Raw genomic sequence first — 13708 nt, 5'->3', positions numbered from 1 at the left:
CTCCGCCGGCTAGAGCCTTGGCTCTGTTGAGCTTGCATGGCGAGAAAACGAAGCCGAACGACGTTTTGGTTTGTCTCGAGGCCGAGCATGACGAGATCCTGGGCTCTGATCTGCGCGATACCACTAAGCTCGAGCGGCTAGGGCGCGCGGGACTCGACGAGCGTCCCAGCATCCATTCTCTGCTTAGAGACGAAGACAACAGGAGAGTCATGTCTTTTCCCAATCTTGCGAGTTGCCATCGCTAACCGTTCGCCGGTTCTCCGCCGTGCGACGGCGCCGGCGACGCGATCGATGAGCAACACGGAACAGGCGGGGCAGAAGCCATACGCCTCGCATCATTGTGCGGCGTCTCATCGAATCCGTCCGGCAGGCTTGGCGCAGAGGTACCGAACGTGCAGAAAGGGGCCACCTTAGAGGCGCAACGAGAGATACTCGTAACGGTGAGATCTGCTTGATGCGAAGGACACTTTGCATGCGCTTCTCCAGCAGGGAGAGGACCCGCGCCAAACCAGCAAGTGTCATACCAACTGTTGATTTCAACAAAATCAAACGTCGCAGAAAGGGCTTCGAACGCACACGGTTGGTTGCGACGTAGGAATCTCGAAGCATTTATGACATGCGGAGGAAAGGCGACAACACCATTGCGAGGCGCGGCACGAGGTGAGCTACAGCAAGAAATGCAGCTCACCTCGGCGGCCCCCTCGGAGTGCCGCTCCCTTAGGGCCCAAACGCAGCCCTATTCCAGCCCAGTCAAGTACCAACTCCGGCAATTGATGGGACGGTCCAAACATGGCACCCGTTAAGGAAATTGAACTGACTGCACCTCCGGCCAGCGATTCCGGCGAAGCGCTTAGATCCGTCCCCAAGCAGAAACACAGTTAGATCGCACCTGATGCACGAATCATGATGGGCTCGGTGGAAAACGGCGAAGATCGTCGCCACGGTCGGTGAAGCATGGCTTCTCTGCTCTTCGCGATCATCTCACTGCTCTATGCGAGCGTTGGCCAGGCTGGTGGGACTGCATTCGTCTCGCTAATGGCATTTTTTGGTATGTCATCGACAGAGATGCGCCCGACGGCGCTTGCTCTCAACATTGTCGTCGCGACCTATTCTACGTGGCTCTTCAACCGCAACAAGGTCGTTGACTGGCCAATCCTGCGCCCGCTTCTCTTCTCGTCGGTGCCAGCGTCGCTTGCCGGTGGCTTGATTGTGCTCGAGGACCACATGTACAAGACGCTGACGGGGCTCGTTCTTCTTCTGGCGAGCGCAGTGATGATCATGCAGCGGGGACCAGCCGCCGATCGTCTTTGCGAAACTCCACTCAGGGCAAGCGTGAGCATTGGCGCAACCCTTGGCCTGGTTTCCGGCCTGACCGGCGTGGGCGGCGGAGTGTTCCTCGCGCCGACGCTCATCACACTGAATTGGGCATCACCGAAGCAGGCCGTCGCATTATCACCCCCTTTTATTCTGGCCAATTCCACAGTTGGCTTCGTCGGAGCTCTTTTCAGCGGCCAATTTCCCTCTCCGGATTTGGCTCTTTACGCTATCTCTGCGCTGGCGGGTGCGGTCGCTGGAACGGTAGTCAGCCTGAACTGCCTGAACCCGGCAGGAATCAGATTTGCCCTCGTGGCGGTTCTGGTCGTTGCCGGCATCCAATTGGTTCTCACTTGAAAGTCTCAACTCCCATCTTTCGTGGGATCGGCAGGAGATCCAGCACGGTCAGAACGTGATGGAGGCCGCAGCTTAAGTCTGGTCCGCGCGCCTTGCCTAACTCTGAAAGCCGCCAACGCGACCAACGAAAATCTGTCGGGCGAGCGGCGATGGGGCGGCTCATCTCGTGCATCCCAGCTGATTCTTATGAGCCGAGCGGTCCGTACCTAGTCACATCCCGTTCGCGCTTTCCGTTTGGCGGGAGGCTCAATGTTGGCGGGGCGCGCGAGCGGGATGAGGCCTACCTCGATCTCGTCTATGGCTTGCGCGGCCCTCTAATCTAGGGCGCAGTAACGGAGGAAGAAGAGCATCTGATGGCGACGATCGGGCACGACCTGGCTAACCCGCGGATCGCGCCAGGGGGGCGTCTTCGACTTTCTCAAGAGCGGCGGGGAGCCTGGAAGATCTACTTCAATGTAGAACTGCAACGCCGCGCAATCTCGTTTCCCGCGCGTGTGTCGGTTACGTTCTCATGGAGAATGTCAGGGAAGATGATGTGCTGAGCGCCAAAAAATTCGCAGGCAAATTCGAGATGGCATGGATGCGAAGGCGCGGCAATCAGCCGCCTCGGCCACGAAGCCGTCAAAATGTCGCGCGTGCAGCCTTTGAAATCATCCGCGCCACAATCGTTATCCTTTTACCGGTCCCCGATGAGTTCGATGCCTTCGGCGTTGTACAACAGAAGCTGGTGGGGCGCCCACTTTGACTGATCACGCTGTTTGGCGGCAATCTCCTTGTTGCCTGGCTACGCTCAGCTCTCATTTCCGGGAGACGAGCTCCAGATTTGATTGGGGCCTACCAAACTTCCTCGATCCGTTGTGAATGGACTGAAATGGCAGGATGCGAAGGCAAATTTCATGCAATGAACAGGCGCAAGATCTCCCAGCGGCTCCTGCATAGACGGCTCCAGCTCGGAGCATCGAGAACATAGTGACGGGATGGTCGACGCCTGACCAGGCAGTCTATGTGAAACTGACTGCGATCGCATCAATGCGACGCCAAGGAAGGCTAACGGAATAGATATGCGGGATCTGGCAAGGATCGATAGCTCCATTGTGAGTTGGTGAGCTACATTAGACAGCGACGAGACGCCGCCGAACCAAGGCGCCCCGACGCACTTGGCCGGGGGGCTGAAAGTGCGCTGGGGTCGCCCCAACATCATCAGTACATCCGTGATGATGCTTGTGGCAATGAGACAACCAGCGTGGCGGAATTGAGGCTTATGCGTTCGATACCAGGGATCAACACCCGTTTTCGTCGACTGCGCCAAAGGACTTGAATCGCACGTCGCGTCACGTTGTGCGATTGCGATCCTCGCGCTCTCATCTGGCAACCAACTTATCTTACGTGGCACGCCGGCCTTGGACGGGAGGCATCCGTTGCACTCTGTGAGCAACCAAATCGGCTTTTTCTTGAAAAAGCCGGTTTGAAGACCCAGCGGAAGCTCAGCTCCTCCTGGTGAGACCTACAAGCCCATGTTTTCGTCGCAAAAATAAATGGCGACCAGCAAATGCGAACCGAAGTGTCCTCGGAAGGGCGATTGATCGTTCGCGCCGGCTCGTCGGGCACGACTAGCCGCTTCAACCGTGCTCGCCCGAGAAAATGATTCATACTTAAAGATAATCGGCAACGAGCGGCTCTCACTCCCTGCTCTGCCCCTAAGCCGCGTTGGCAGTAACATCGAAAACCGGACCAGATCTCAGAAACCACTAGCCGGGTTTGACATAACGCAAAGACACAAGAGAGGGCATCGGTCAGCTTCATGCTGTTTGAGTATGGGAAAGTTAAGCCTTGCAGACCTCCCTCCTTAACAAGTATTGCGATGCTCACCTACCTTGGTACACCATCTATCCAACCGTACCGGATTTCTCCGCGATGGTCAGTGCCAAGACTTGTGAGACATGGCTGAGGCGGCTGCCGCCCCAGGAGCCCGTATCGCTCTACATCCACGTTCCGTTCTGTCGCTCTATATGTTGGTATTGCGGCTTCCCTACAAGCCTCACTCGCGGCGAGCGACCGGTCCGCAAATACTTGGCGGCAGTGCGGGACGAGATAGGCTTGGTCGCAGAGCAAGTGCCGTGCGCTCTGCCGGTGAGCGACGTGCATTTCGGCGGCGGGACGCCGACCACCATTGCACCGCGCGATTTTCTCACTTTGATGGAACTCCTGCGCCACTGCTTTGCATTCAGCAAATCAGCTACCATCGCGATAGAAATCGATCCGCGCGGAGTCACGGCCGAGATGGTCGAAACGTTACAAGAGGCCGGGATCAGCCGCGCGAGCATCGGCGTGCAAAGCTTCGATCCGGTGGTTCAAAGGTCGGTCAACCGCGTGCAGAGCGAGGAGCTCACAGCTTCGGTCGTCGAAAGTCTACGCCAGCATGGCATAAGCCGCATCAATTTCGACCTTCTCTTCGGACTGCCGCATCAGACGGTGCGGTCCTGCGTGGACTCCGCGCGGACGGCTCTGGCCATGCGGCCAGACCGGCTTGCGGTTTTCGGCTATGCTCACGTCCCCTCCTATATGAAACGTCAGCGCCAGATCGACGAGACGGCGCTGCCAGATAATGTCGCCCGCGCTGAGCAAGCCGCGGCTATTGCAGATACGCTGGTCTCGGCCGGCTACTGCCAGATCGGGCTCGACCATTTCGCCCTGCCCAATGACGAGCTCGCGCAGGCGCAGAAAGCTGGTCGGCTGCGCCGCAACTCCCTGGGTTATTCGGCTGATACCTGCAAAGCCGTGATCGGCTTAGGTCCGTCAGCCATCGGCCGTCTGCATGACGGTTACGTCCAGAACGAGATGGCAACCGCTTCCTATCACCAACACATTCAGGCTGGCCGTCTGGCAACCTCAAAAGGCTACTGTCTCGCCGCCGAAGATCGCCTCCGCGCCGCAATCATCGAGCGTCTGATGTGCGATTTTGAGGCCGACGTACCAGCAATCTGTGCTGCTCACGGATTTGATCCGATGCCTCTTCTCGATTCGGCCGACCGCCTGGGAATGCTTGCAGAAGACGGGATAGTGGAGATTGAACACGGATTCATTCGGGTCAAGCAGGAGCACCGGTTTGTCATTCGCGCTGTTGCTGCCGCGTTCGACACTTATCTCGACCGCATCCCTATTAACTAAGCCACGCATGTGAGCAGATCCCAACCTCTAAGCTCTTCGCGAGGAAGCGATCCGAAGAAGCGCCTCGGGCAGACAGGCCAGATTTCGAAGATGCAGCGGCGGTGTGATGACACGACCTTTCAGATATGATCTCAAAACTGGCGGGGGCTGAATAGAAGAGAGCTGATTTAAAGGAAAGGCGCAGCGGATTCCGCCGTTCAGGGCCACGGCTCGATCATGCGGAAAGTGCTCTGCGCCACCTGTCCTGGAGTGCGCTCGATGATAGTGACGGCCTCAGCGACATGCCGCTGGAGACGACGGCGCCCGCACAAGCGTCGTGTATTTTACGGCCGGAGGCAGCTTTGCGAAGCTACGGTCCACCTCATCGAGCACAGTTGACCACGCCTGCAGCGTCTCAGACCTCAAGGCTCGGCTGTCTTCGGTCCGGCGATCACTGGCGCGCCTCCGACGGAAACAGGTCCCTGTGGTTTGGACCGCCCGAAGCGTTTCCTGGCGACGCTCGAAGCAGCCCGGGCTGACGACAAAGGAGGCTCGGACGCAGCAGAAGGGTCAGGTGTTAAACTCTGCAGCGAATCGATCCGCGAAGTCAGCATGGTGATCTGATCCAGGATCTCTTTGAGGTGATCCCGCTGGGCATTGATCCGGCTGTTGAGTACTGCGATCTCATCGCCAGTTTTCTGCTGTGCCCAGTTTATCTCAAACAAGGCTGCCCTGTCTTCCAGTGACAGGCTCATCGTTGAAGCGACGTCCCGGGCTTCCGGCTTCTCGACAAACGCTTCAAGGTTAGCCCAAAGCCAGACGCCAGCAGCACACGAGCTGACGAGGACAAGCGGGAGCACCAAAACCGGGAGAATCCGTCTTGACGGACCGCGCAAGAGCGGCCGCAAGTCTGAAGCGGCCGCTTGATCAATCAAGTCCATTGTTCCTCGCCCAAGTCCCATTCCAGCAGGCTTGTTTTGTCGACGCGATAGGCTGCGATGCTCACGCGCTCCAGGAGCTGCCAGCGTCGACAATAATCAATCTTGCCGAGCTTCCCGATCGGCTGCCCTGCTCCTATGAAACGCTACTTCTTGAGCAACGCAACGCGACAATTTGCGCGCGTTCTCCATGATAGCGTCACCAGCAAGCAAACTGCTCATCTTCGCCGGCGATGGCGCAGCATTTTTTCACCATTCAGAAGAACCCTGGAGATTTTCTTTCCCACGGCACGAATGCAAACCGTTCACTCATTCCTGCAGTGTGTTCGATGGAGCCCCCTCACGGCTTGGCGAGACCAGCAACTTCCTCCGGGACGCGCCACGTAAGCGCCACGGCTGATCGGCCGAGCGGCAATGGCCGATTGGACCGGCAAAAACTGCAGCTGGTCAACTACCAATTCCGGCAGATTGTTCTAGGTGGCGGGCACGTGGCAAGCGTGACCAAAGAAAGCCGCGCACGTCAAGGATTCGGATGCAAGACAGGTTTTGCGGCGCTGACGGCAGCCAGCAACTGCTCGCCGATACCCGCCAAAGCTGCTCGACGGCTGATCCCTTCGGTCTGCTGCGCCATCACGTTGGATGTTGTGGTGTGGTTGCCGCGCGCGCACATTCAAAGGCTCTTCGGCCTTCAGGCTTGGCGATTGTCTCCTGTTTCGCTGACAACGATATCCAGACCCGCCTGACTCACAGTGAGCAAGGTGGATGTTTTGGCGGCCAGGACAGCACCCCGCGCGCTCGTCGTGAGCATTTGCCGAGCCGGCGCTCTCTGCTGGCTCTCGGGCACCCGCGTCGTGCACAAGCAAAGTTTCGGACCAGATCATCATCGCGCCGCGAGCTGACAGGTTCAGGAAGCCTGAGTGGTTCGCTTCGGATAGATCGAGTTCCGGCTCGTCCCCCTCGCCCTCGGACGCGAAAACGCCGGGAGCTCACTGTCGGCGCAGGCCGCAGTTCAATCTATTCATGGCCGGCAGACATGGACCCGAAGTACGCCATGCGTGATTGCATTCTTGCGACGACATCGCCTCGGACATACTCGGCTGCGGCAGCACTTTCTTTCATTTTCAGACCAAGGGGAAAGCAATCTGGGCTTGTCATCGCATTTTCGCTAGCGGCTTGTCTGTTCGGCAATTCCGTACTGGCGCAAACCGCGAGCGGACTTGATCCTGGTAACCCTGGGGATCAGGCCAGCAAAAGAGAAAAGACTTCCGATCAGGCCGCAAAGCTCCCGATCGACCTGATCCGTCAGGCAGTCCGCCCCCGTGCCCCGGCGCCAGCAGCAGGTCCCGGAGTGCCTTTCGAGAAGCGCGGCAATGCGGACAACGCTGCTCAGACGAGACCGCAAAAGACGATCGATCCCTTCGCAAGGTACGACAGTCTGCGTGAAAAAGGGGGGTGGCTCAACATACCTGGCCCTGCGGACACGATTGATCAGGACATGTACGGCGTTAGATCGGCGCTGGCAGATGTCGGCATCGGCTACATCGGCTGGATACACAACAACTTTGTAGACAACCAGCTGCCGAATGCGGCCAGAAGCACTATCGCAAACCAGCTCTATATGGGCCAGAATCCGACCTTCGCGTCGGCAAACTTCATGATCGTTACCTACGATCTCAGCCGGTTTGGCATTGCCGACGGACAGATTGTCGTAGGAGCCGAGCACCAATACTGGACGTGGGATCGCCCGGGACCAGATCGAGCGGGAATCAATACGCTCGCCTACTACCAGACTTTCTTCGACAGGACGCTAGAACTCAAACTTGGCTACCTCAGAAACCAAAATGAGTTCACCGGCACATTGTTCGGAGGGATTACAGGATCGAACATGTCTGCCTTATTCCAGGCAGGGATGAGCACCAATGCTGCGCCGACGCCGGCGGTCAACTTGAAGTACAATTTTGACGATCGCTTGTACAACAAGGTCTCGGTCCAGCGCTCAATCAGTCCAGATGGTGCCTATGCCCACATAACCGAGAATCCTACCGGCTTGAACTGGAGCACGGCCAATGCGGGCATCCTTCTCGTTGACGAAGCCGGCTACAAGAGCAAGGCTGCTCCCGGCGTAGCCGACACGTGGCTGCGAGCGGGCGTTGGTTTCAACAGTAGCCGCTACACGAATTTGGCGGCCCCCAAGCAACAAAGGGAGAGTGGGAATAATTTTCACTACATCGCTGCGGACAGGCAGCTCTGGCAGAGCGACGCCCTTGGATCGCCGTCTCGCGGCATCTATGGCGGCTTCTCCATCATGGGAGCTCCGCCTGTCCTCAACAGGATCAGCCAATATTACGAGCTTCGTCTGTATGCGAAAGGGCCCTTTGATAGCCGGCCCAGTGATCTGATTGCACTTGTTGCTACCAACACGGTCTGGAGCAAATTTGCGGTGGATGCTGCCCTGGCTAAAGGCCAGCTTGCGCATCGTGATACCACGGCAATCACCGGAACATATACCGCGCATCTTGCTCCGGGAATATATGCAGGCGTGGGATTATCATACATTCATAACCCCACAAGCATCACGCACACGCCCCAAACTGAACACGCACTCAATCTGTTGGTATCTACGTTGATATTCTTCTGATCATCGCAAGTGCCATTTTGGTTCCACTTTCTCGAGCCGCATGGGACTTGAGCTTCGCGATCTTGTTGGAGGGACCGGCGCCAGACGAGCCCGTTGGGATCCAAGGGTGCGCCAGCTGTAAGAGCTTATGGACAAAAGATGTCGTTGGATCCCAGGGAGGGTGAGGCGGATTGTTCAAGAGAGCCTGGTCCCGAGCGCGGTCATTTCCGAGGTTGGGCACCCCGAATAACTCTCCGCGCGGAACCATGGCCAGGTCAGGTTCTCGAAAGCTTGCCCGACTAGGCAGACCTGTTCAGGTGATCCTGGAGGTGAGGTTAGCGTGGACCCGCAAGATTTTGACCCGTTTAACGTGCCAGCTTGGTCGCAAGTGCAGCACGCCGTCTCGCAAGAGCAGCAGACGAGCCAGGCCGGACAAGATGGCTTTGAGCAGCACTTGGCTGAGGCGAGGCAGGCCGAACCCGCTCCCGTCGGAGGTGGAGGCTCCTATCCCCATCTATCTACAGAAGACCGGGACCTTATCGATAAGGCAATTGCTCAATATGTGGATCAGAAGAACCCACAACCGAATACGGTCAAGCTTTATACTCAGGCACTTCGCCGACTGGCGAATGATCTTCGCGCCCGTGGCCAAACGACTGATCTAAAGGACCACCAGTCCCTGGTTAATCACTTAGATACTTACTTTCCGAAAGACGCCCTCATGAAGACAGGCGTAAGCGTCCTTCGTGCGTATCATGATTCCGGTCATTTGGTTTGTCGCGGGCGACCGCGCGCGCTCCCCTCAGCGAAAGACGCATCTAGCGATGGCCAGCAATCCCCGGACGAAGCGATGGATGCACGTGCCCGGAGCAATCTTCTGGCAAGCGAGGAGGCCCCCATCAATCATGAACAAGACGCAGCTCAATCGAGAGCAGCGAAAAGACAGAGGACGCTGAACGATCTGGAAGAAGTTCTGGTATATCGGAAACCGAGCGCAAGCGCCGCTTCAGGAGGAAGTGGCGGAGCAATGCCGGTCGCCTCAACGGGCGTCATAATCCGGGGGCAGTGGGACAGGCGGCCTCTTTATCCCGAGGATGCTGCCGATATCTTCAGGCTTGAGGAGGCGCTTATTGAGGGCGGGACGGCCGCCGTTACGGCGAAGCAGCATGCAGGTTCTCTTATTGGCTATAGCCGTTGGCTCTTCGCAAACAACAAGCCAAGCATTGTTGCTCGGCTAGACGGCAAATCGCTGAGCGATGGCAGTGACGTGCGCGAGTTCAGCGGTTCCTCTAATAGCAACAGACTCGTTAAGGCATTAGAGCATCTGCGGACCTTTCGGTCGACGGGCGTAGTCGTGCCCATCGTGCGTCCGGGGCGCACTCGCGCCAAGCTCAATCCTCCCAACGTGCCTCCAATCAATCCCGAAACCGCGTCACTGACGGACCCGATACGCATCGACGGCGCCGCTGCGCAGCACGGCGCGTTGCAGGAAGCTAAGCGGCAAGAGGAGCATGAGGAGGTGCAGGAAAATCTACCCGTCCCATTGGCGTCGGCTCTCCTCCAAGGACAGGTCGCGGTCGATCCAGAGCAGCTTCCTCAGGAGCAGCTTCGGCGCGGACTGGATCATCTTGATGACGAAGCCATCCCTTTGCCAGTTCCCGTCCGTTCAGAGGAGGAGCTTCAACGACTGGAAACAAACTTGCACGACGAACTTCAGGGACGATTGGAGGATCATGCAGCTCCTTCGTTCTTCATTGATCCGGAAGACTTTACTTTCGATCCAGACCAGTTCTCTCCAGCGGAGTTTCGGCGACTGCTCGAGGATGAAGACGCACAGGAGGTTACCGAGGGGCGAGATGATCAACCCGCCACCTCGGCTTTCGTCCAAGAGCAAGTCGCATCCGATTCGGAGCAGCTCCCTCAGGCAGATCTTCGACGAGTACTGGATCATCTCGATGATCAACCCAGCGACTCGCCAGTCTCCGTCCCTCCAGAGGAGCTGCGGCAACTGGAAAAGGACTTGCACGACGCGCTTCACGGACTACGGGATGATCACTTCGCTCCTCCTGTTGCCATTGATTCAGAAGAATTTACTTTCGATCCAGAGCGGCCCCCTCCAGAGGAGCTTTGGCAACTGCTTGATGATGAGTCCGCAGAGCAGCTACAGGAAAGGAACGATAATCAATTCGCCTCGCCGTCTCTTATCCAGGAGCAAGTCGCATTCGATTCAGAGCAGCTTCTTCAGGGGGAGCTTCGGCGAGTACTGGATCTTGTCGATAATCAACACGTCCCAGTCTCCGTGCCTTCCGAGGAGCTCCAGCAACTGGCAAAGGACTTACATGACGAGCTTCACTGACGACAGGATAATCACCTTGCCGCTCCAGCGTCTATTGATCCAGAAGACTTTGCTTTGGATCTGGAGCAATTCCCTCCAAGTGAGCTTCGGCGCATGCTTGATGATGAATAAGCAGAGGAGCTTTCGGAAAGCCGGATGATCAACCCGCCCCGTCCGCTTTCGTGCAAAGGGCACATCGCGATCGCCCGCGCAGCCGCGGGTGGTGCGAGGTTCTCGGGGTACCGCCAATTTGTATCGCGTAGGACTCCAGCGAGCCTACCATGATTGATGGCAGCCTTGATCGACTACCTTCGTCTAAGCTGGTTGCCGATCTAGGAGAGACTCGAATGGCCAAACGCGCACGCATTCGTTGCACCAACAAGAAGGACCGAAAGAACCCTCACGAAAGGATCACACACGTCGGCGGACTAAACCCCGACGGAACGCAGCGGAAGCGATCCATCGATCAGGCAATCAAAGACATCGAGAGCGGCGAATGGGAGTTCTATGTCGAAGAATACGGCCGCACGGTTGATGTGGTGTGAGCCACTCGCGACGGGCACAAGTACATCAAGACGACAGTGGACGGCATCCAACCCGACAATGTCCTTTCGCTGCTCGTCGAGTGTCGCTGATGATCGCCGGTCCGCACCTTGAGCCCCACTTCTCAAGGGGGTCTGCCCGATAGGTAGGCCGGACGACCCTCCCAGATACCAGTCAGCGCCTTGCGAGCGTGAAGGCTGAATGCGCGGGATGCCCCCCCGAACGCATCGTCGGGCAACCGCAAAAGGCGATTGCGTCGGCATTTGATGATGGCCCCAGGTGTCATCTGGTCAGCGCGTAATATCCGCCCCAGGTGCCTCAGCTCGGCGGGCGAACGCTTGTCCCGTTTATGATCACCGTCCACTTCGACCAAAGCGGAAGTTAGCGGCAACGTGATTCGGCGCTCTGTCGGCCCCGAAAAGCGCTGTCCCTACCACGCGCCACTAACTTGGGGGGCTGCCTTGCCATAACAAAGCTACCACCTCGCCTTCCCAGGAGTGTCGTCAAAGCTCCACGGGCTGCGAATTGTAGCGCCAAGAGCGCTCGTGGGATGCCTACCAGGATTGGCGGCTGGCCTTCACTTCATGAAGGAGCGCGATAAAGTGAGGTTTGGCCGCAGAAGATCGGCACAAGCACATCAAGATGACACCTTGCTTGCGAGCAGGTCGGCTGACTTCGCCCCAGCCTCATGCTCCTTCAATACGCGATAATCTGCTCTTCCGTGAACCTGGCGCGCTTCATTTGTCCGTCCTTCTTCGGGCCGTCCTCTAACTCCTTCCGGAGCAAATACTCAGTCGCAGGTCAAATCTACGATGGTCTGCGAGAGCCTTCTGACCAGACTTCGGTTACAGCTACTTATCGGCAGGGCTGGTTCGACAAACGAAGGAGCGGGGTGGCACTCCGAGCATGAGCTGAGACAGATAAGGAATGTCGCGCACGATCCAGCGAACCGCAAGCGCGACGGCAACAATCATTGTCCCGAGAAATGCAGCCGCGGCCCCCCTCGTTGTGGGGCTCCACAATTCTCCATACTGTATCGAATCCATTAGACGGAATACCGTACCCTGGATCAAGTACAGCACCAGCGTGCTCTGTCCCAGTTTCGCGGCGATAAAGCGGACCACCCGATTTGATCGGCCAATATTCCATGATCGAAGTAGGACCGCAATCATCACCGCTGAGGCAGCTGCGGAGCCAAGAAACATCAGAAGCACATTCTTTGCGGACTGCAAATCCTGGACCAAAGCGAGATTGTTGTAGACATAAGTGTCGTTGCGCCAGACCAGAAAGCACATCATCGCCACCATTGAGGCAGACATAATCAAGAACGGCCCCTGAGAGCGCACTATGCTCGTCCACCGCTCTCTCGACTGCGCAAATGCGAATCCCAAGCAGAAAAACGGGTACGTATACTTTATGAGAGGGAATATGGAAAACGTCAGAGGTGCGAGGACGACCAGAATGACCGATACCAAGAAGACCCAGGACGAGGAATGATTGAAGATCGAAATAGTTTTGGCGAGAAGAAAGCAAATGAACGCGGCCCAGACGAACCAGTATGCGCCGGCGAAATCATTCAGGAACTGCAAAACGTTGTCTGCTCCGCCCGCCGGTCGGGGAAACACGGTCAACTTTAATGTCTCCAGGAGAGAGCACCAAAACAGCATAGGCAACAGGAGCTGCATCGCACGATCGCAGACGGCTTTCGTGAAGGGCTTTCCCGTTAGGGCTCGGCAGGAAAGATAACCGCTTATCGCCATGAAGAGAGGCATGTGGAACATGTAGATCCATTTGAAACTTGCCGAATCCCAAAACCCTTCATTTCGGTAGAGGATATATTGGATCAGGTGGCCGACGATCACTAGAATAATGAGCACTCCTTTGGTGAAGTCCAAAGCGAGATCGCGATCGTGCGCTGTCTCAGGCATGACCTTTCCTGTTACATGATGTATCAACATCCCGCCACGCTTTTCCAATTAGCCGAATACATAGCTCGCGACAAATCGACCTGTCCGATGACGGCGGAGACAATCGCCGCTCGAGTCTGCACTCCAATAGCTGACTGTGGGATAAAGACCCAAGGGAACGGGGAAACGAGCTATACGATGGTTTATCGATTTCTTTCCCACCAAGCACTAAGCGGAAGAGCTGTTTGAAAGTCATCGCGAGGAGTCATTCCATTGCGTAATAACTGAACCGCGCATGAAGGCTTAAGCGTATGCACGCTGCGAAGTAACACGCCCGCCGAGGATTTTGGCCCATCGTTAGGAAAAGCATTCGTCAGCAAACCTTTGTCTGGTAGCCATGTTCTTGGTGCTTGTTCCGTCGGCTGCGCTCCGCGCTGTGCTCCGTCGATGACAAATGCGCTCGACCTGCAGGGCTCGCTGAGCGAAGGTTTTCAAGACAAGAATTGGCGTTGTGAAAGGATCAGGGATGCAGACGGCAGCTTAGGGCATG

8 protein-coding genes and 1 pseudogene are annotated in these 13708 nt (G+C 57.0%); 7 read left to right on the top strand and 2 right to left on the bottom strand.

The window, feature by feature from the left end; translation table 11 throughout:
- Positions 1 to 954: 954 nt before the first annotated feature.
- The 3 genes from GGD63_RS28175 to hemN all read left to right on the top strand — a co-directional run bounded on the left by GGD63_RS28175 (position 955) and on the right by hemN (position 4839).
- Positions 955 to 1671 (top strand): sulfite exporter TauE/SafE family protein, encoded by a 717-nt coding sequence (locus GGD63_RS28175; protein ID WP_183246709.1) that lies wholly within the window; start codon positions 955 to 957, stop codon positions 1669 to 1671.
- A 511-nt stretch (positions 1672 to 2182) separates the two neighbouring features.
- Entirely contained in the window at positions 2183 to 2416 is a 234-nt protein-coding gene (locus tag GGD63_RS28170) for a hypothetical protein (protein ID WP_183246707.1), read from the top strand.
- 1085 nt (positions 2417 to 3501) lie between these two features.
- Positions 3502 to 4839, top strand: coding sequence for an oxygen-independent coproporphyrinogen III oxidase (gene hemN, locus GGD63_RS28165; protein WP_183246705.1), 1338 nt, complete (start codon positions 3502 to 3504; stop codon positions 4837 to 4839).
- Between the two features lie 401 nt (positions 4840 to 5240).
- Here hemN and GGD63_RS28160 read toward each other — a convergent pair whose 3' ends face one another.
- Positions 5241 to 5759 (bottom strand): hypothetical protein, encoded by a 519-nt coding sequence (locus GGD63_RS28160; protein WP_183246704.1) that lies wholly within the window; start codon positions 5757 to 5759, stop codon positions 5241 to 5243.
- Between the two features lie 230 nt (positions 5760 to 5989).
- Here GGD63_RS28160 and GGD63_RS28155 point away from each other — a divergent pair, with 230 nt between their 5' ends.
- From GGD63_RS28155 to GGD63_RS28140, 4 genes and pseudogenes are all read left to right on the top strand, one after another.
- The gene (locus GGD63_RS28155; protein ID WP_183246702.1) at positions 5990 to 6499 is read left to right on the top strand and encodes a hypothetical protein; all 510 of its coding nucleotides are present in this window, start codon (positions 5990 to 5992) and stop codon (positions 6497 to 6499) included.
- Positions 6500 to 6789: 290 nt separating this feature from the next.
- A complete protein-coding gene (locus GGD63_RS28150) occupies positions 6790 to 8394 on the top strand; it encodes a carbohydrate porin (protein ID WP_183246700.1) in 1605 nt (534 codons plus the stop codon).
- A gap of 319 nt (positions 8395 to 8713) precedes the next feature.
- Positions 8714 to 10729 carry a hypothetical protein gene (locus tag GGD63_RS28145; RefSeq protein WP_183246698.1) on the top strand — a complete coding sequence of 672 codons (2016 nt, stop codon included), beginning with the start codon at positions 8714 to 8716 and terminating at the stop codon, positions 10727 to 10729.
- A 260-nt stretch (positions 10730 to 10989) separates the two neighbouring features.
- Positions 10990 to 11343, top strand: a pseudogene (locus GGD63_RS28140) (DUF3892 domain-containing protein).
- A 759-nt stretch (positions 11344 to 12102) separates the two neighbouring features.
- Here GGD63_RS28140 and nolL read toward each other — a convergent pair.
- Entirely contained in the window at positions 12103 to 13209 is a 1107-nt protein-coding gene (gene nolL / locus GGD63_RS28135) for a nodulation factor fucose acetyltransferase NolL (protein ID WP_183246695.1), read from the bottom strand.
- Positions 13210 to 13708 lie beyond the last annotated feature (499 nt).

Origin of the sequence: Bradyrhizobium sp. cir1 (assembly GCF_014198245.1) — a bacterium.
Lineage (GTDB): Bacteria > Pseudomonadota > Alphaproteobacteria > Rhizobiales > Xanthobacteraceae > Bradyrhizobium.
This window is presented reverse-complemented; position numbering and strand designations above follow the sequence as displayed.

What these genes read in the sequence shown, in the direction of transcription:
- GGD63_RS28150 (WP_183246700.1), top strand. Translation starts at nt 6,790, where the DNA reads ATGGACCCGAAGTACGCCATGCGTGATTGCATTCTTGCGACGACATCG.
- nolL (WP_183246695.1), bottom strand. Translation starts at nt 13,209, where the DNA reads ATGTTGATACATCATGTAACAGGAAAGGTCATGCCTGAGACAGCGCAC.
- GGD63_RS28155 (WP_183246702.1), top strand. Translation starts at nt 5,990, where the DNA reads ATGGCGCAGCATTTTTTCACCATTCAGAAGAACCCTGGAGATTTTCTT.
- GGD63_RS28170 (WP_183246707.1), top strand. Translation starts at nt 2,183, where the DNA reads ATGGAGAATGTCAGGGAAGATGATGTGCTGAGCGCCAAAAAATTCGCA.
- GGD63_RS28175 (WP_183246709.1), top strand. Translation starts at nt 955, where the DNA reads ATGGCTTCTCTGCTCTTCGCGATCATCTCACTGCTCTATGCGAGCGTT.
- GGD63_RS28160 (WP_183246704.1), bottom strand. Translation starts at nt 5,759, where the DNA reads ATGGACTTGATTGATCAAGCGGCCGCTTCAGACTTGCGGCCGCTCTTG.